Source organism: Vibrio campbellii CAIM 519 = NBRC 15631 = ATCC 25920, from assembly GCF_002163755.1.
GTDB lineage: Bacteria > Pseudomonadota > Gammaproteobacteria > Enterobacterales > Vibrionaceae > Vibrio > Vibrio campbellii.
The window spans coordinates 612,328-630,896 of record NZ_CP015864.1 but is presented as its reverse complement, the minus strand read 5'-3'; the positions used below and the strand labels follow the sequence as shown (position 1 = coordinate 630,896).

At 43.0% G+C, this 18,569-nt stretch carries 19 protein-coding genes; 10 read left to right on the top strand and 9 right to left on the bottom strand.

The annotated features are described in order from the left end of the window. Window positions 1–250 precede the first annotated feature (250 nt). The gene (locus A8140_RS18670) at window positions 251–1,270 is read left to right on the top strand and encodes a TerC family protein (RefSeq protein WP_005530850.1); all 1,020 of its coding nucleotides are present in this window, start codon (window positions 251–253) and stop codon (window positions 1,268–1,270) included. A 278-nt stretch (window positions 1,271–1,548) separates the two neighbouring features. Further along, window positions 1,549–1,740, top strand: a complete 192-nt coding sequence (locus A8140_RS18665; protein WP_005530851.1) for a hypothetical protein — start codon at window positions 1,549–1,551, stop codon at window positions 1,738–1,740. Between the two features lie 99 nt (window positions 1,741–1,839). Here the strand turns inward: A8140_RS18665 and A8140_RS18660 are convergent, their stop codons facing one another. Both A8140_RS18660 and A8140_RS18655 read right to left on the bottom strand, forming a co-directional pair. Further along, window positions 1,840–2,745, bottom strand: coding sequence for a homocysteine S-methyltransferase family protein (locus tag A8140_RS18660; RefSeq protein ID WP_033000061.1), 906 nt, complete (start codon window positions 2,743–2,745; stop codon window positions 1,840–1,842). Window positions 2,746–2,998: 253 nt separating this feature from the next. Beyond that, on the bottom strand, window positions 2,999–4,159 hold the full coding sequence (locus tag A8140_RS18655) for a histidine decarboxylase (protein ID WP_038863593.1): 1,161 nt from the start codon (window positions 4,157–4,159) through the stop codon (window positions 2,999–3,001). Between the two features lie 813 nt (window positions 4,160–4,972). Between A8140_RS18655 and A8140_RS18650 the strand changes: the two genes are divergently transcribed. The 3 genes from A8140_RS18650 to A8140_RS18640 all read left to right on the top strand — a co-directional run bounded on the left by A8140_RS18650 (window position 4,973) and on the right by A8140_RS18640 (window position 6,633). After that, complete coding sequence (locus A8140_RS18650; RefSeq protein WP_331437024.1) at window positions 4,973–5,563, top strand: riboflavin synthase subunit alpha; 591 nt, start codon at window positions 4,973–4,975, stop codon at window positions 5,561–5,563. Window positions 5,564–5,704: 141 nt separating this feature from the next. Beyond that, complete coding sequence (locus A8140_RS18645; protein ID WP_005531280.1) at window positions 5,705–6,061, top strand: hypothetical protein; 357 nt, start codon at window positions 5,705–5,707, stop codon at window positions 6,059–6,061. A gap of 140 nt (window positions 6,062–6,201) precedes the next feature. After that, window positions 6,202–6,633 carry a GNAT family N-acetyltransferase gene (locus A8140_RS18640; RefSeq protein ID WP_005531281.1) on the top strand — a complete coding sequence of 144 codons (432 nt, stop codon included), beginning with the start codon at window positions 6,202–6,204 and terminating at the stop codon, window positions 6,631–6,633. Window positions 6,634–6,800: 167 nt separating this feature from the next. Here A8140_RS18640 and A8140_RS18635 read toward each other — a convergent pair whose 3' ends face one another. From A8140_RS18635 to A8140_RS18610, 6 genes are all read right to left on the bottom strand, one after another. After that, complete coding sequence (locus tag A8140_RS18635; protein WP_080619517.1) at window positions 6,801–7,043, bottom strand: hypothetical protein; 243 nt, start codon at window positions 7,041–7,043, stop codon at window positions 6,801–6,803. 509 nt (window positions 7,044–7,552) lie between these two features. Further along, on the bottom strand, window positions 7,553–7,981 hold the full coding sequence (locus A8140_RS18630) for an SRPBCC domain-containing protein (RefSeq protein WP_005531282.1): 429 nt from the start codon (window positions 7,979–7,981) through the stop codon (window positions 7,553–7,555). Between the two features lie 519 nt (window positions 7,982–8,500). Next, entirely contained in the window at window positions 8,501–9,058 is a 558-nt protein-coding gene (locus tag A8140_RS18625; protein WP_005531283.1) for a PhnA domain-containing protein, read from the bottom strand. A 279-nt stretch (window positions 9,059–9,337) separates the two neighbouring features. Then, on the bottom strand, window positions 9,338–9,547 hold the full coding sequence (locus tag A8140_RS18620; RefSeq protein ID WP_005531284.1) for a YgdI/YgdR family lipoprotein: 210 nt from the start codon (window positions 9,545–9,547) through the stop codon (window positions 9,338–9,340). A gap of 133 nt (window positions 9,548–9,680) precedes the next feature. Beyond that, the gene (locus A8140_RS18615; RefSeq protein ID WP_005531286.1) at window positions 9,681–12,089 is read right to left on the bottom strand and encodes a VolA/Pla-1 family phospholipase; all 2,409 of its coding nucleotides are present in this window, start codon (window positions 12,087–12,089) and stop codon (window positions 9,681–9,683) included. 22 nt (window positions 12,090–12,111) lie between these two features. Beyond that, window positions 12,112–13,362, bottom strand: coding sequence for an outer membrane protein transport protein (locus A8140_RS18610; RefSeq protein WP_005531288.1), 1,251 nt, complete (start codon window positions 13,360–13,362; stop codon window positions 12,112–12,114). Window positions 13,363–13,774: 412 nt separating this feature from the next. On the opposite strand from A8140_RS18610, the gene A8140_RS18605 reads away from it, so the two are divergent. Continuing rightward, on the top strand, window positions 13,775–14,803 hold the full coding sequence (locus tag A8140_RS18605; RefSeq protein ID WP_050557401.1) for a site-2 protease family protein: 1,029 nt from the start codon (window positions 13,775–13,777) through the stop codon (window positions 14,801–14,803). 77 nt (window positions 14,804–14,880) lie between these two features. On the opposite strand, the gene A8140_RS18600 is transcribed toward A8140_RS18605, so the two are convergent. Continuing rightward, window positions 14,881–15,666, bottom strand: a complete 786-nt coding sequence (locus tag A8140_RS18600; RefSeq protein ID WP_005531292.1) for a M48 family metallopeptidase — start codon at window positions 15,664–15,666, stop codon at window positions 14,881–14,883. 192 nt (window positions 15,667–15,858) lie between these two features. Between A8140_RS18600 and A8140_RS18595 the strand changes: the two genes are divergently transcribed. The 4 genes from A8140_RS18595 to A8140_RS18580 all read left to right on the top strand — a co-directional run bounded on the left by A8140_RS18595 (window position 15,859) and on the right by A8140_RS18580 (window position 18,563). Further along, window positions 15,859–16,296 carry a hotdog fold thioesterase gene (locus A8140_RS18595; RefSeq protein ID WP_005531295.1) on the top strand — a complete coding sequence of 146 codons (438 nt, stop codon included), beginning with the start codon at window positions 15,859–15,861 and terminating at the stop codon, window positions 16,294–16,296. A gap of 12 nt (window positions 16,297–16,308) precedes the next feature. Continuing rightward, a complete protein-coding gene (locus A8140_RS18590; RefSeq protein WP_005531297.1) occupies window positions 16,309–16,542 on the top strand; it encodes a DUF3389 domain-containing protein in 234 nt (77 codons plus the stop codon). Between the two features lie 79 nt (window positions 16,543–16,621). Beyond that, window positions 16,622–18,328 carry an SgrR family transcriptional regulator gene (locus tag A8140_RS18585; protein WP_005531299.1) on the top strand — a complete coding sequence of 569 codons (1,707 nt, stop codon included), beginning with the start codon at window positions 16,622–16,624 and terminating at the stop codon, window positions 18,326–18,328. Then, entirely contained in the window at window positions 18,312–18,563 is a 252-nt protein-coding gene (locus A8140_RS18580; RefSeq protein WP_005531301.1) for a hypothetical protein, read from the top strand. Before A8140_RS18585 ends, A8140_RS18580 begins: the two co-directional genes overlap by 17 nt. Window positions 18,564–18,569 lie beyond the last annotated feature (6 nt).

The window sequence follows — 18,569 nt, the reverse complement described above, 5'->3', positions numbered from 1 at the left end:
TTTGTTGGAGATCCCGCAGTGCAGGCGTATGATGGCGGCGTTTGGGGAGTAGTTAGCGCAAGTTTATTTATCGTCATCTCGTTAAGCATCAGCTTATCCGGTAAATAAAGGTGTCACCTGATTCATCAAGTGATCACTTCAACGAGACCAACGCATTCATTGGCTGGCGGACACATGACTAATGTGACTGCTGGTTTGTATTGTTTGCGGAAGGTCAGCCCGAATAATGTCCTTCCGCATGGGAGGAAGCATGTCTCTTATCGAAAATACCACCCAATTAACCCAGTCTGTTCCACTGCAAGAATCACTGACAATGTACGGTGTATTCGGCCTATTTACTTTGGTTTTAGTCTCTCTCGATATTTTTCAGACTCGTGGCGGCGTCATTACCATGAAAAAGGCGATTGGTTGGAGCGTATTCTGGTTCTTATTAGCGTTTGTCTTTGCAGGCTCAATCTATTTCTTTTGGGATTATTACGCGCCTCATAGCGTTTATACCCATGAAAAAGCAACCATATCATTCTTAACCGGTTACTTGCTTGAGAAGTCGTTAAGTGTCGACAACCTATTTGTGTTTGCGATTATCTTTGCTCAATACAAGGTGCCAGAGCATTTGCGCCCACGTGCTCTATTGTGGGGTGTGATTGGTGCGCTTGTTCTACGTGCAATTATGATTGCAGTCGGTGCTCAACTTCTAGCGCAATACCACTGGGTACTTTACCTATTTGCTGCGTTCCTCATCTGGACGGGTATTAAGCTGGCACGCGACAAAGGTGAAGAAGAAGAGGTGAACCCATATCCAGAGCAGTTCATTCGTAAGTTCTTACCAGTGACGGACGAATATCAAGGCAACCACCTGATCTTGAAACAAGCAGGTAAATGGGTCGCTACGCCAATGCTGATCGTTGTTGGTGTGATTGCTGTAATGGACGTAATGTTCGCACTGGATTCGATCCCTGCAATCTTCGCGGTATCGCGTGAACCATTCCTAGTTTTGGCGGCTAACGTGTTTGCTCTACTGGGCTTACGTTCTCTGTACTTTGTATTGCAGGCAATGTTGGATAAGTTTGTGTACCTAAAACCAGCGCTTTCAGTGATCATGATGTTCATTGGTGTGAAGATGCTATTGGTGGGTACCCAGTACGAAATTCCAACCGTTTGGTCTTTGACCTTCCTGGTGACAGTGATGACAACCGCGGTTATTGCTTCTATCTATAAGAACAGAGAAAGCGATAGTTCTAGCGTTAATATTACTAATCAAAACTCTTAAGTATTTTGTAAATTTGAAATCCTTAAAAAGATTGTTTAGTTAATTAAATGTTGCAAATCAACTTGGGTTTACACACGTAAATCCAAGTTATTCAACTAAAGATTGGCTTTATTGAATGGATATGCAGTTAGTTGGGTTTTGTATTCTTAGGGTTTGTAACGGATTTGTTTTATAAGAAAAACTAATCTGAAACACCAAATTTTGTCATTTTTTGTTCAAAGAAAAAATGACTAATATACGACCAACAAAACAAATTACTGCTTTACAGAGAGGCAATCATGGCACAAGCAATGCAAATGACAAATGTAGCTTTACCAACCTCTATGGATAAGAAAACCTACTCGGTTAACTTCAAAGGATTGATTGCTCACTTACTGGATATTCTTTTCGTAGATAACTCTGCACCTCGCAGCCACTACGCTGAAGACTTATCTGCACACATTCAGAAAGACATCGGTATGTACCGTTAATCTGAGTGAAAAGCGAATTCGAAATGCCGGCTTAATCGCCGGCATTTTTGTATCTGCAATTTACACTTTCATCAAAGAGTAGTTCGGCTACCTTTGTCCTTAAAGGGAGCGCCTCCAATCTGACAGGGCTTTGATGTGTTCTGGACCAATTCCGCAACATCCTCCCACAACGCTTGCACCGCGCTGGTACCATTCTTGTGCGAAAGCTAGGTATTCCTCTGGCGTCAGTTCTCGCATCGATTGTAATGCGCTGTTGGCTTCATGGTTAGATTTGATAGCGGTGAAGTTGTTCGCGTACACCCCAATTTCAATATCAAGATTGTGCTGGTCTAAAACCGTTTTGGTATCGCTGACAGCTTTTGCCATTACTTCAGGTACCGAGCAGTTAAAGTAAATGCTGATGGTATGGTCGGTTTGTTTGCTTTGTGTAAGTTGCTCAATGGCTTGTGTAACGGTTTCCCCTGAACGCAACAGTGCGGTTTCCAATGAATCGTCGCTAAGGGAAAAGGCGTAAGCGGTAGGTTTGGCGCTAGTTGCAAAGACACGTTGCAAACACTTAAGCTCTTTCAGACTACAAATGGTTTCGGCGATCCAAAGGTCAACATATTCTGCTTGCGCTTCAAATAAAGTTTGGAAAATGGCTTCGCCTTGAATTGGCTCAAAAAGGTCAGGGCGGTAGCTACCGAACGCGGGAGGAATGCAACCCGCAACTCGAACAGGGTTGTCTGACTTATCCGCGCATTCACGTGCAATTTTGGCGGCAAAGCGTGCTAGCTCACCGCCTTGTTGATCGTAAAGCTCTTGACCAAGGTGGAAAGGTACACAGGCGTAGCTGTTCGCAATGATAATCTCTGCACCTGCTCGGATAAAGTTGTCATGTGCTTGGTAAACGAATTCTGGTGATTCAATCAGAGCCTGTGCGCTCCAAAGCGGCTGAGAGAATGGGGCGCTCATGCGTTTAAGCTCTCGTCCCATGCCGCCATCAAGGATGGTTAACTTCTTCATACTACAATCCATCTTATTTTCCCTTTCGAACCTTAATCTAAAACTCCCAAGGGCGAAAGCTTTTCGTGATCAAAACAAATGTATGGTAGCGAAAGAAAAAATGGAAGGAAAAAATGAATATCAAAATATAAAAGACTTAAAAAGGGAACTGTTGAAATTATATAATTTCAGTTGAGGCTTATTAAAAAGGACTCAGATTAAAGTTAATCTAAACCCTTTTATTTCGTTAGGCTGCATTATGGATAATAAAATTTTAAATTTCAATTAAACAAGGAGTTGACATTTCACCACTGAAAGTGTTTTTTATATTTTTATGTAATTCTAGAATAAAATTGTCGATATCAGAAGTTTTCATGTTAGGCATGCAGATTATATGTGTTTGGCCATTTGCAGTTGCTAATTGGTATTTGTTTTTTATAAATTCAGATACTTCCGGAAATACGACGGTAATAGAGTTAGGGTTTCTCCAGGCCTTAATACCAATCTTTTTTAATTTTTTTTCAGTATATTCTGCTATTGATAAGCTATGAAATACACGTTTTTTGATACCATCAATACCTAAGCAATTTATAGCATGCCAAAGAACCATGGGTGTGAATCCGTTACGTGAACCAGAAATAGTTGTATCTAAACACCCAATATAAGCAATAGAGCGCGCTATTCTATCGACATTTGATTTACGAGCTATAATGACTCCACAAGGCACTGGTGAGCCTATAAATTTATGACCACTAAGTGAAACGCTATCAGCACCATCCTCAAAATCAAATGATGGTCTAGGTGTTAAAAAAGGATTAATTGCACCGCATAATGCACTATCACTATGGATATAATTTTTAGAAATTGAGAGCTCTTCTAGGATTATTCGTATTTTCTTTATATCATCTTTTGCTTCAGTCATTGTCGTTCCGCTATTGGAAAAGATAATAGCAGGTAAATCTTGATTATCTTCAAGCTTCTCCCTCAGGTCATCATAGTCAATAACGCCTTTGTCATCGCTCTGAATCATGATATGAGGCATATTCAATAAATGTAAGTTTTTAGCCACAGAGTAATGAGTCTCTTTTGAGAAGTAACAAATCCCTTTTGGATAAAGCTCACGTGCTAAATACAGCGCGTATAGGTTTGCTTCAGTGCTTCCATTAGTGACATACCCCCACCAATCATCTTCAGGAGCACGAAAAAGTTTGGCAAAGAATTCAATAACCTCACATTCAAATTCTCTGCTATCAACTTGCCAAGTGGACTTGGCAAAAGGATCTCCAAGGTTATTTAAAGGGTAGTTTATTAATTCAGTTAATTGTTGGTAGTCGAAGTCAGTTGAAATCGGATAGCCCATAAAACTTGTGGATTTATCGTTTATATCTTGAATAAAACGATCCAGTTTTAGCTGTTTTTGAGCAGATAAAGGCATGTTCTTTCCTTTTTTATTTAGTAAGATCGATACTTAATTAGATAATTTTCCTGTATTTAAATTTTAGATTGATAATGAAATTTTTATAAATAAGTATCGATACTTTTGTTTTTAATAAGTTGCATTTCATTTTAGAGTTATTTTTCTGCATATTAACTCAGACTTGATCATTTTGATTATAATCTATGAAATGTATTTACAAGCCTGAACCATAAGAGAAATTCTTAAATAAAGATATGACAGGCACAATAGCCGATGATTATTAAATTATCACTTTTTGTTTTTTGTTTTTTGTGAAAAATTGATCTTGCAAGCAAGTTTAATACTCCTGAATGATTTAACGATTTATAATTCAAATTGTTAATATTAAATTATTTTGAAAAATGTAATTAATAATTACATTAAATTTATTTGAAGCTAAGTAAGGATTTTAGGGTTCTAACTAAGAATTTGGACAATTTAAGGGTTAGAGTAGGTGAATTTATTCCAGAGAAGCTCTGAAGGCCGTATGTGCCTCTCCTAAAAATTACAGCAGGAAGCGATTGCGGTCGGCGTCTTATCAATCAGCGGCAGAGAAGACCAGTGCGTGACACGAAGAATAGAAAAGAGAGGTTATAACCACTCTCCGACAAGTGGGTGACTTTGCTGCAAGCGGGAGCAAAGCCCAATATCAAGTACCATGGCAACTCAGATGGTAAAGGCGGTAGCCGAAGTTGTTGATGTGACAGATCAAAGAGGGATTAGAACTTTTGTTATCGACTTCCCCAAAGGCTTTTGTACTGATCTAGAAGTCGGGGCAAGCATTGCGACGGTGTGTGCCTGACAGTTACTGAGATACAGTCAGATGTTCGTGTTAAGTTCGACGTAATGCTGCAAAGCCTCTTGATAACAACTCTGAGTAAGTATTGCTCATCCCAATTAGTGAACGCAGAGAGAGCGGCAAAAGATGGGGTAGAAATAGGTGGTCACCCGCTATCTGGGCATGTGGACTTTAATGTAGCTATCGTCGAAGTAAAACAAATTGAGGATAACTATTGTGTTCGCTTAGCGCTCCCTGATGCTTGGAAAAGGTACGTTTTCCCTAAAGGTTATATAGATCTAAATGGAGCGAGCTTGACAGTCGCTGACGTAAATAAGCATGAAGGTTGGTTTGAAGTTTGGCTTATTCCTGAGACTCGTAGAGTGACGGTTTTCGAATCAAAAGTCAGTGGTGACTTTATCAATATAGAAATTGAGTGTGGTACCCAAGTAGTTGTTGACACGGTTCGTGATACGCTAAATGAAAACCTTGGACCACTATTACCATTGTTTGAAAAACTCCTTTTAGAGCAGGGGGTTGATTTGGACTCAATAGGCTATAAATCTCAGGCACTCAGTGGGGCAAAGAACGAACAAACTGTTTAAGAGTGATTCGCAACGCGTAGCATTTTCGCTATGCGTTGTGTATTGTGTTTAAGGTGGTATGCGTAAGCATCGGTTTTGCTTTGCTCAACTCTTAGCAGGGCGTTAGTACAAAAATTCAAATAGGCTTTGGAGTATTTCAAAATGTTCTTTTCTAGCTCATCTCAACCCTTAGTTAATGGCGCTCACTTGTGCGAAGAGTTAAATAGATTTCTATCTGAAAACAAAAGTGACTTTGAACAGAAACTTATCCCAGATCTATCTCATATAGACCATATGGCTCACAACGTTAATGGTATAGAAGTCGAAAAGATTTCTTTTGTGGGCAGTAATCAATACAAACTCGATTATTCATACGATTGGGAAGTCTATCGTGGTTGCTCTGATATGAACGAAGCTGATATCGAACATGAAAGCGTATTGTTTGTCCTCAATGATGACGGCTTAATCGAATTGGATTTCCAACAATATGAAGAACGTGATACTCGCGAGGAATTTTAGTAATAACAACTTTAAGAGTGATTCGCAACGCGTAGCATTTTCGCTATGCGTTACCTCTGATGTTTAAGGTGTTATACCGCGGCATCGGTATTGCGTTGCTCAAACGATAACAGGGCGTTAGCCATCAAAATGGAGAAAACATGGAAGTACAATTTTTAGAAAAAAACTCTGATCACGAGTCAGTCCTAGAAGTGTTGTTACAACTTCGCCCAAATTACAACTTAGATACTTTGTCTGGTCAGATCGAGAAGCAGCAATCAAATGGTTACCAAGTCGTTTATATCAAATCGTCAGAGGGCGTACTAGCAGCAGCAGGCTTTAGCGTAGGTGAAAATCTTGCTCGGGGTAAGCATATCTACATTGAAGACTTAGTAACTAATGCACAATTTCGCTCGAGTGGAGTAGGTAAATTTATTATCGATTGGTTCAAAACATATGCTCTAGAAATCGGTTGCGAACAAATACATTTGGACTCTGGCGTTCAGCGTTTTTCAGCACATAAGTTCTATTTACGCGAAGGTTTCAACATCGCTAGTCACCACTTTTCTATCGTTGGCGTCCAAAACAGCTAGTAAAGCGTTTAAGACTGATTCACCACGCTTGGCATTTTGGGTTTGGGTCAAGTTTAGTGTTTACGGCGTCCAAATTGAGCGTCGTGGTAGCCTGGCTCACAACTTCTGTGAGTATAAGTTATCAAAAAGAAATGCCGTCACCTGGACGGCATTTTTGTATTGATAATCTAGCTCTTAGTTTTCTCGAACCAGTAACTGTCCATCTGAGGTATCCAGTTTCGGTTTTTATCTTTTGGTAAGACGCCAGCCCAAAGTAAGTTCAGCTGTCGATTAAAAGTTCCAATAGAGTGCCCACCTTGCGCCCCTTCAAATGAGAAAACCATTGGGCCTTTATTGCTGATTCCCGCTTGCCCCTCATGGCAGTAGATTTTCGAGGTATGTTCTACATCCGGCGTTAATGAATAGCTCATAGTTAACGTTGTACAGTCTGTACCACAAGAGCCAGGTTGGGGGTCTGTAACATACATGATTAAACTAGAAGAGTTTGTAGCAGTCCATTGCCCTGAAAGGTGTGAGCAATCAATAGGTTGTGTTTCATCTGCGTATATATTTGTAGAAGCAAGCAGACATAAAGGTATAAGGAAGCATTTATTCATTAGAAAAACCATGAGATATAAAATATAGGCCAGCAATATGCCACATTGGAGTATTGGTTGATAGCGTATATGTCTAATTCTTTATGATACCGAAAGTTAAACTAGGTTCTTCTGACGTGTTATAGAGCACAAACGCGGCTACAGCTCGCGAAATGAAAATTTTTCGGGTCATATGGCCACCACCACTGGCAAGACGCTTAATGGTGAAAATTGAGTTTAACTACTGAGCGTGATGCGTAACGCAAGGGTGTAATCGCCTTTATGATGCACAAGAAACGCGTGGTACAAATGCCACGCGTTGCGAATCACTCTTGAGCAGTTTGTTATGTGTGGGCCTCAAGGTGATGCTTCAAAGACCCTAGTAAGAAATCCCAAACCTGCGTTTCCATGAGCTTGTAGAGTTCCTCTGAATGAATGTTACTTTGTACTAACTTCAATTCTGTCCCAACTGGAGTTTCTGACAAAGAATAGCTAATTACTAGATGGTTCTCTGGGGTTCGCTCTGTTCCGTGATTATCACTCCAGTATCGATATGAATAGAGACTCGGCCTTTCCAGAGTTTCAATTGTCCCATGGTCAATAAACGGGGAGCCATTTACTTCACCTTTGTACAAAACTTCAGAGCCAACTTCCCACGTGCTTACAACTTCTTTTAATGGGAAATACTTGGGGATCTCACGACAACTCGTTAACGCCTCAAAAACCCTGCGTTTTGGAGCATTGATTTCGATTATCTTCTCTATTTCATACACTTGCTAAAATCCTTTAATTTGTCAGCAGCACATAACGCTTCTTATACGGTGATTATCCGCATTTTAACGCCGAATAATGCCGCCTTTCCTGACCATATTCAACATAATGATGTGCAACAGATATAAAACCGCTTTGTGGCGCATAACCTTGATGCCTCCGCATGATAAGTCGAAGGATTATGAGAGGGTAAGGACAAGGTGAATCTAAAGCTCATGGGACAATTTGAGTTAATTTCACTAGCTGTACTGGTTCACAGGACAAGCATTCAAAACAAAGGCATGCGTGTTCAAGTTGCACCATATAGAAATCTTTCGTCTTGATTAGTTCATACTATCAATGAGTTAGTGATGAAATTTCACGACAAAAAAGGGATCACGATTCTTTGGGACAATCGGCAAGACCAACTTCGGCCTTTGGGACAATTTGGGGGGTATAATGGGGCAATATATTCCACCGAAACAAAAAAGGCGCTCTAAAAATGCGAGCGCCTCTCTTAAATTTTCACTGGAAAACAGTCACTACTTTTTACGGCAGTATTCGGCAATCACGTACATTGACTGACCACCATTTGCCTTACCAGAAACAAGCTTCGGATCATCGCCAAGGCTTATGCCACGTATCACCGTGCCTTGTTTAATCACTTGGTTTGTACCTTTAACTGGTAGGTCTTTGATTACTGTTACGTCGTCACCTTTCTTAAGTTCAGTGCCGTTGCAGTCAACAGTTTTGTCGTCAGCAGACATACCTTTCATAGCCCAGTTCATTTGCTCTTCTTCCATGTACATCATGTCAAGAGCATCTTGAGCCCAGCTTTCAGTGTTTAGGCGAGTAAGTTGGCGCCATGCAGTTACTTGTACCGCAGGAACCTGACTCCACATGCTGTCGTTCAAGCAGCGCCAGTGGTTAATGTCTTTAGGATCTTCGATCTCACCATAACACTTATCACAAACCATGATAGCAGTATCAACCGTTACGTTACCGTGTGGTGGCACAGCGTAAGCAGTTAGTTGAGATTCAGAAGAACACAGTTCACATTTTGACTCGCAGCGAGCAAGCAGAGTAGCTTCGATAGACATAAGGACTCACCTTAGTAATGTTTTTTGGTGGCGGTATTATCCACTTTATCCTGAGAAATAAAAGGGTGTTAGAGAATTAAAGGCGAGATTTTACGATATTCCAACCTGAAAGGAGTGAAGATGTAAAATATGGGCTAAACAAATAATATCTAGAATATAAATAAAGGTGTTGATTGCTTCGAATGATGAATTAGTTGCATTGATTACTATTATTGATTGAGGCGAGAGTTCTACAAGATGAATGAGAAATGCCCCCTGATTTTCAGAGGGCACTGCGTTTTATCGTTCAATAACCTGTACGACTTTGTCTTTAGAAATGCTCATTTCTTTGCCATCTACGTCTTCATATTCGTACATGCCAGTATCTTCATTTAAGTCTGGTTTACCGTAAGAAGTGATGATTTTCCCTTCGTCCGTAGACATAAGATATTGGCTGCTGCCGCAAGCGACAAGAAGTAGTGCAGTGGCAATCACGGTCAATACGCGCATAGAGTTTTCCTTTTCAAACAATTGAGTTAGATAAAGACAACGATTTAACTATAGCAGAGGAAGTTACTCAGGGTTTGGTAGCGTAGAAACGAAAAAGCCCAGTCGAAACTGGGCTTAGGTCTAAAGTGAGAGCTTATTTAAGCACTGAGGTATTGGTGACACCACTCAGCATGTCATCCATCAGGAAGTCCGCATTTTCCATTTGCATTTCTACGTGATGGTCAAAGTCAGCCAGTGTCCCTGCTGGAGAAGCAAACGTGCTGTGCGTTGCTGTTGCGTTAAACTGAACAAAGCTTGCTGTTGCATTCACAGCAGTGTCTGAGCTGTTAACCGTTTTCATGCCTAGCTTCTTCGCAAGTGGCTCGGTACCAGCAAATGGCGCCTTAGGTACGTTGTTTGGAACGGTTGCATCACCATCTACTTCGGTCATGAAGAACGGTGTTGATAGTGAACCTGTAGACATTAGGTCACTTGCATTAGTAAATGGATCCACCGTATCTAGTGTTGTTTGCGCAGCATAGATAAAGCTAGAGAAACCAGAGTTAAGTGCTTTGAGTTGCTCTTCTGTTGCTACTTGTTCAAATGCCTCGTAACACGCTTTATCTGATAGCTCTGCACAAGATGCGTCTGCGTAGCTCGCATAGTCTGCTGACGCTGCATAAGCCAGGTTATGTTTGATCTGTGGACCAAAGTTAGACGAACCAAGCAGTAGGTTACCAATTTGGCCACCTGCGTTTTGGATTGATGCACCACTAAATGTGTACAACGCGTCTGCTGTTGGGCTACCTAACGTGTTATTTGCAGCTGCAACCGCTGAAGTGCCAACGATGCCGCCCAGTGAGTGACCAAGCATCTTCACTTTTGAGCCAGCCATTGGGTTAAAGCCTTGAAGAGGGCTGCTTGCTAGAAGGCCCGCTTGCGCTGAAACCACTAAACTTGCACGAAGACCTAGAACATCAAGCACACTTTGACGAAGGTTGTCACGTGCCACAGCCAGATTAGATAAGTTCAAGTAAGCCAGTACATCCGCGTTAGCAGAGCGTTGTTCGTCTAGGCTACGAGTACCATGGATAGGTAAGTCGATTGCAATCACAGCAACGCCAGCTTTCACCATGTTGAACGCGAAAGAGTAGGCGTTTTCTTTTGCTGATGTGATGCCGTGTTGGTAAATCACGACGTCAGTCGGTGTCCCTGTTTCTGGTGTAAACAGCAGGAACTCAACGTCTTCTAATGACTTAACCACAGGAACAGGAGAGTAGCGAGTGATGATACGGTCGCTGTCAAGTTGTGTTCCGTCCGATAGGAACAGCTCAGAGCCAACCAATTTCAACTGTTCAGTTGGATCAGTTGTTAGCTTAGTTACATCAACAGGATCATCTGCAAAGACACCGCTAGATAGTTGTTGAACCATGTTTGCTTGCTCTGCAGGATCGGCCAACGCTGCACTTAGCTTCGCAAGACTAGGCATCGCAGAAAACATCGGCTGCATGTTCCAGTCTGCACCTTTCTCTAGGTAATGAGGAAGTCGTACAACACCTTGAGTGACGTTTACATTGACTTCTGCGCCAGCGTACAAACCTTTGATTGCTGTCTTAGCGGCATCGAGATCGCTGATGTACTTATTGAAGTCTTCATCTGCATCCAGTGCTGTCACAAAGTCCTGAGTAGTACCCAATGTCATTGTGTATGCAGTAGCGAGATCAACAGAACCTTCATTTGCATCATTCTTGTAAACGGTGTTTAGCGTATTCGCACCAGTAGCGAAGCCTGTCGCAGTGACACCCTTAACGGCTGCAAGCGTGTCACCGACAGACTGAGTGCTGAACCATGAAGAGTAAACAATATCGGCAGGGTTAACACTTGCAAGGCCGAAGATACCTTCAACTGCCGTGGTCGCCGCTTGTACTGACGCTAGGTCACCTGACTCGTATACGACTTCTTTAGATTTGCCAACCGCATAGCTACCAGATGTACCGATAGGGTTACCGTTTACATCCTCAATGGCCTGCGTTACAGCGAAAATGTATTCACCTGATTCATCAAGCGAGTTCATGAATTGGATGTACAGCGAGTTGTCACTTGCTTGGACAACAAAGTCAGTGCCAAGTGTCAGTACTTTCTCGATTGGGTTAGATGCGCCATCCCAATCCGTTAGACGCTGGTTAATTTTGATCACGCTGACGCCAGACGTAACAAGACCATCTGAGAAACCGTCGCCATTAAAGTTAAGCACGATTGGCATTGATGTTGACCAGCCATCCATCGTGTTCATTGAGGCAATCGGGTTTGTTAGCGCATCATCACCGTCTGTTGGTATGCCAAGCGTCCCGTCTGTGCTATCCATCAACAAGTAAGAAGGAGCTGGGACGTCAACGTCCGCGCCTTGCAAGGTAAAGCTAATCGACGTATTGCGATCAAGTAGCGCTTGTACTGCTGGTTCAAACTTTACGGTATCAGATGTACCAGAACTTGATGTGTCATCGCCACAACCTGCAAGTAGGATCGCAGAACAAAGCAGTGATAGTTTAAACGTGTGTTTCATTGGTTTACTCCGTTAATCCTAATTACTTGAAGGTGTAGTTCATCTGTACAGCACTGATGTATGCAGTACCTTCTGAATCAAACGTGATCTCACGATCTGCTGCGTTGGTTTCGCTAAACGAGCCTGACTTACTCTTAACAAATGCAAAGCCTGCATCGAATGTTAAGTTCTCTTTCATTGCGTAAGTCACACCTGCGCTGTACCAAAAACGGTCGCTGTCAGGGATACTCAATGTTGCTTTGCCTGCTTGCTCGTCATAAGCAATACCTGCGCGAAGCGTCCATTCGCTATTCAGCGTGTAAGTACCACCGAAGGAGTAACGGTTGTTGTCTTCGTATTTTTCTGGTTTGTAGAAACATTGACCAGCGGTTCCATCATTACATTGAGGGCTGGTCGCTTTCAGCTCTTTAAAGGTGCTCCAATCTGTTTGTTGCCAACCATAGTGGATCGCCCACTGATCGTTAAGTTGATGGAACGCTGAAAGTTCGATGATAGAAGGCAGTGAGATTTGTAAGCGGCCATCCACTTTTGAAGCGGTAGCAATGCCAGAGTCGTAGCTGCTGAATTCACCCTCATCAAAGTCGAGATCAACCTTAGAGCGATAGCCAAAACCGAAGCGGTTATTTTCATTTAGCTCGTATAGAGCGCCAATGTTCCAACCCCAAGCAAATGTGTCACCTTCCATGCCAATTAGGTTGTCAGACTTTTTGCTGTCAGGGCCAAATAGCGGCGCTAACTCACCTTTGTGACGAGTCAGTTCTGCATGGGCGTAAACAAGGTTAATGCCACCACCAATACTGAACTGTTCGTTGATGCGGTAAGCAACGTTAGGGTTGATATTAACGGAAAGTAGGGAAGTATCACCTGCCATATCACCAGCAGAGATATCATCTGGGTAATCGGTTGCAACACCGTAGGTCGTGAACATGCCAATACCCCAAGCCCATTGATCATTGATCGGACTGATGTAGTAACCCGCTGGGACAATTTGTAGCGGTGCTACGTCTTTTGCATGTTCGTTGTGATAAGTGTCGTAGACGTTAACTTCAGGGTCGACGATTGACAGCGCGCCTGAAAATTGAGCTTCTTTAAAAAGTGTCATCGCAGCTGGGTTTCGTGCTAAAACGCTGGCGTTATCCGCAACCGCGCCTTCACCTGAAAATGCTCTACCAAGACCAGATGCCGAATGTTCAGCTACCTGAAAGCCCGCAGCTTGGGCATTACACGCAAACAATATTGAAATTGTCAGCAGAGAGCAGTGCTTCTTGTTCATCCTTGACCCTCCTAGGGTGTCATTATAATAGACCGAAGTCTTTGTATTTGTTGTGTGCCTTTTACACCAGTTGCTGTCGGTTCGCGTTACAACTGCAATGTAAATATAATGTTAATTGTATGTTTATTAAATTGTCAAAGATCACGCCTATATTACGTTTTAAATTTGATGCATAGGTCAAACCGCGATCAATAAGGCTATGTATTATCATGATATTTTTTTGAAGAATGGTATGACCAGAGTTGTTTTGTAAATCTTATGGTTAAAAGCTAATCAAATACGTGTTGTTAACATGGTTTGCGTTCTATTCCATTACAGGCATAATTCGCACTTTGTGTTTGTCGCATTGGAAATCGCGTTGGAATTACTACACATTGAATTTTTAGGAAAGCCATTGAGGCTCGAAGGCTCTATGGCAGGTTGGCAACAGCTGTTTTGGGATAACACTCTGGTTTCACAAATCGCAGCCAGTGATGATGAGACTGGGAAGTCGCTGCATGAATTTAAACTTTCATCTGGTGAGGAAGTTCTGCATTGCCAATTGAGCTGTGAATTAAAATGGCAACCGTTTGATTTTAAATACCAAGCAAGCATCAATGAAACACTTGTGACCGCAGGGCATCGTGAGGAGAAAGACATCGAACGCCAAGTACCAGTTGAAGCGCCACCAGCAGAAAAACGTTTTAGCTTGATAGGCCTCGTCTCGCTTGGAATGAAAGCGCTAAAAAGCGCCAAAGTGATCAAGGTTGCGTTAGCATCCGCAAGTTTGGCTGCCTATTCTTGGTTGTTTTCGATTGAGTTTGCGCTGGCTTTGGTTGCGTGTCTGGTATTCCACGAATATGGCCATATCCGTGCGATGAAGTACTTTGGCATGAAGACGAAAGGCATTTACTTAATTCCATTCTTGGGCGGCTTGGCGCTGAGCGATGAAAAGATAAATACGCGTTGGCAAGATGTGGTTATCTCCATCATGGGGCCGTTCTTTGGTTTGGTGCTCAGCATAGTATTCACCGTCTTGTATTGGATGACCGGTGAGATGATCTTTGCAGGATTGGCCGTATTTAACGCTTTGTTAAACCTATTCAACCTACTGCCAATCTTGCCGTTAGATGGCGGGCATGTACTTAAAAGCATAACCTTTTCAATGAACACATGGATAGGTTTGGCCGGTAGTATTGTCACGGCGTTGCTCGGTATCTACATCAGCTATACCTTCGGCTTAACACTACTTGGTTTCTTGTTGATGATGGGAATGCTCGAAGTGGTAATGGAATGGCGAACTCGCCATCATAGCCACTTATTGCCGTTAACACGTTATGGTCAGCTGTTATCGTTTGCGTGGTACTTGGTATCGGTTGGCGGTTTTATCGCGATCATTTGGTACTTCGCAGGGTTAGGCGATAGCTTATTAAGTTTGCCTCTGCAGATCCTCGGCACTTAAAGCATAAGTCTATCTATAAAAATAAAGCTCCATTACGGAGCTTTATTATTTAGAACTGCATTCACTACTCATTTAAACTAACCACATCTTGGCGCTTTCGCATTCGACGCAGGTAACGTTTTTATGGTTGCCTGTAAGTCTTTGATGCGAGTGCTGTGTGATGGGTGAGTAGAGAAGAACTCCGGCGGTTGTCCACCACCCGCAGCAGCCATGTTTTTCCAAAGATCAACGCTTTCATTTGGATCGAAGCCCGCTTTCGCCATGTAGCCTAAACCCACAATATCAGCTTCTGATTCTTGAGTGCGGCCATAAGGAAGTATCACACCGTACTGAACACCGACACCAAGTGCTGCCATGGTCATCTGTTGATACTCTTTATATTCAGAGGCACCAATCGCCACGTTAGCTAGCGACAATCCCGCGTTTGCTAGTTGGCTTTGAGACAAACGCTCATTGCTGTGGTCTGCTAAAACGTGTGCTACTTCGTGGCCAATGACCGTCGCAAGTTGGTCTTGGTTTTTCGCTACTTTCAGCAATCCAGTGTAAACGCCGATTTTACCGCCGGGTAGGGCAAATGCGTTGACTTGGTCACTATCAAACACCACAACCTCCCAATTTTTAAACCCTGCTTGAGGCGGGATCGTATCGGTAATTTGCTTGGCAACACATTGAACATATGCGTTGACCTTTTTATCTTTGCTTATCGGAATCTCTTGCTTCATCTGATCAAACGATTTAGCACCGAGCGAAGACATCTCTTGATCGGAAAACATAAGAATTTGATTTCGACCAGTCGGTGAGGAACTGCATGCCGTTAAGCCAGCTATTGTCAAAAGCACTGAGGCTTTGATCCATGTTCTCATAATAGGGTCCATATAAATATTTTCTTTTTTGTGCCAATAGTATAACGCTTCGTAAAGAAACGTTAAGTCATTATGTTGATGACGTTGAGGCTTGCGTTTGACCTTGAAGTCACAATGCGATCAGGACTATGCTAGGCACACTTTTCATAGATAAATCGCTCAGTGCAATACGGGGCGAGATAAGAGCGAAAAATGAGTATTTGGAAAAAGCCAATCGATTTAGACATTCTTAACGCGACGTCGAAAAACACCATGATGGAGCACCTGCAAATCGTCTATACCGATTTTACGGATGACTCACTGACTGCGACCATGCCAGTTTGCAGCTTTACACATCAGCCTCTTGGGATGCTTCATGGTGGCGCTTCTGTTGTACTCGCAGAGACCCTGGGTTCACTGGCTGCCAATTTCTGTGTTGGTGAGGGGAGTTACTGTGTTGGTCTCGACATCAATGCAAACCATATTCGAGCCATGCGCAGCGGGCACGTTATTGGCACGGCGAAGCCGGTTCACTTGGGTGTATCGACTCAAGTATGGCAAATTGAAATCACGGATGAACGCGGACGTTTGGTTTGCACAAGCCGCTTGACGATTGCCGTAAAACATCCGAAAGAAAAAACGATTCAATAAGAGAATACTCATATGGTTATTGAATTCTCTTTAGGAAAAATTATCGCAACGCAGCGTGAAGTCGTGATAAAGCTATCCGGAAGTGCGATGGTCACATTGCAAGCTCAAACCGATGCAATTCAGCTGCTTGGTCGCGGTGCTAACGTGGTTTTGGCACATGGTGCGGAAACCAAATGGTCGATCAAACTCGACGATGAAGATCAATTACGCCACCTAGCGCAAGAAATTGGTATCGACATTCAATAATTTGCACGTCGAAGTTTGCACTTTCCGTAAAAAATGAGGAAACTTAGTTTATCGTTATGAAAACTAAAATTTCCTCTTTATGAGTAGCCCTCGTTTACGCGTTCAGTTCGAAACGCTGTTTGAAAAGTTCTCTGGTAATGACACGGAAGTGCAACTCGAAGACATTACCGAAGCACTCTTTTGTACCCGCCGCAACGCTCGAATCGTTCTTAATAAGTTAGAAGAAGAAGGCTGGATCGAATGGCATCCTGCCGCAGGTCGCGGAAAACTCTCTAAACTGGTTTTTAAGCGCAATCGCAGTGATGTCAGTGAAAACCTTGCACGTCGTTACTTAGACGAAGGCAAAATCGGGCAGGCGTTAGAGGCGTTGGATAATGACGCAGCTAAACTCACTCAAGTGATTCAAGGCTACCTCGGCTTACAACACCGTCAAGGCGAGCAGGTTGTCCGTTTACCTTACTATCGTCCACTTGCGATGCTGAACCCACAAAAACCGATGCGCCGCTCTGAGCAGCATATTGCGCGCCAAGTGTTTAGTGGTTTAACTAAGCTAGATGACAATGAGCATCTTCAACCAGATCTTGCCCACTATTGGGAAGCGCTCTCAGATACCCATTGGCGTTTTTATTTGCGCCGTGGTGTTCGTTTCCATAATGGGGAACTGCTCACGACCGATTGCGTGATTGAAAGCATCAGCGTATTAAGCGAATTGAATCTATTCTCACACATCGAAAAAGTCGTTTCGCCTGAACCTTGGACAGTGGATATTCATCTTGTTCGTCCTGATAAGTACCTGCCGCTTGCTCTGAGTGAGTCTCAAGCCAAAGTCCTTTTGCCAAACAATATGCGCGCGGAAGAGTTTGATAGAAAGCCAGTAGGAACCGGGCCGTTTCAAGTTAAAGTCAACGATGACAAACGTTTAATTTTGACGGCATTCGATGGCTACTTCGGGCTACGTCCGCTCTTGGATCAAGTTGAGGTATGGGTGATCGACGAAGCATACTCCTCGATGGTGTATCCAAGCCTGACCAAACCACAAATGGACAAACAAGCGTCGACAGACGAAGTCGAGCTCGATCCCGGATGTACATTCTTATTACTGAATAAAAATACAGGTATTGCGAGAGACCCGCGTTGGGCGGAGTTTTTAAGCCAAACACTGAACAGTTACCAAGTATATGCTCATGTGCCTCAAGACAAGGTAATCGAGCTCGGTGTCCTGCAAGCGTTTGGTCTAAAACCGGGCTGGATAGACCTTAGGCCGACCATTGCCGGTGAAGCCCCTCAGAAAGACAAAGCCATTTGCGTCGCTTATCAGAAGAAGCATCCGATGTTTCCGGTCATCGCAAAGGCGATTAAAACCTTATTAAAACCTCACGGTATTGATGTTGAATTTGTTCGTTATGACACGCAACCTCCATCACCAGAAGAGGTCGATATTTGGATTAAAGCAATGGGTATTGCCACTAACCGTAACGATGCGTTAGCTGGATGGTTGCTGGATTACAGCGACATCGACAAGTTTAGTGCAGGTTATGATTTTTCTGGTTGGGCTGGGCTGGTGGACCAATGGCGAGCCGGGCAACATGCTGATTTCCCCGCTCGAGAATTGGGAAGGCAACTTGTGAAAAGCTGCCAGGTGATCCCAATGTTCCACTGTTGGTTAGGCGTGAACAAAGACCACAGTGGTGCGCTACAGAATGCCAAGTGCAATGCCCTTGGTTGGTTTGATTTCAGCAACGTGTGGGTAAAACCAAAAATAGAGCAAGATGGCGAAACCGAATAAGAAACAACCGACCAAAACGGTCGAGATATATTGTGCGAAATGTAAGACGCAGCTGTTTAAATATCGAAAAGGCGGCAAAGGCGCGCTGGTGAAGTGTTTCAAAGAACGCATTGTAGAAGACTTTACTCAGACACCTTGCATTTGCCCTGGTTGTGAACAAGAGTTTGCAAGAGATACGTTAGTAAGAGGAACACCTGCCTACAAGATGATTGGCGGCAAGGTGACGATGAAATAAGAGTCA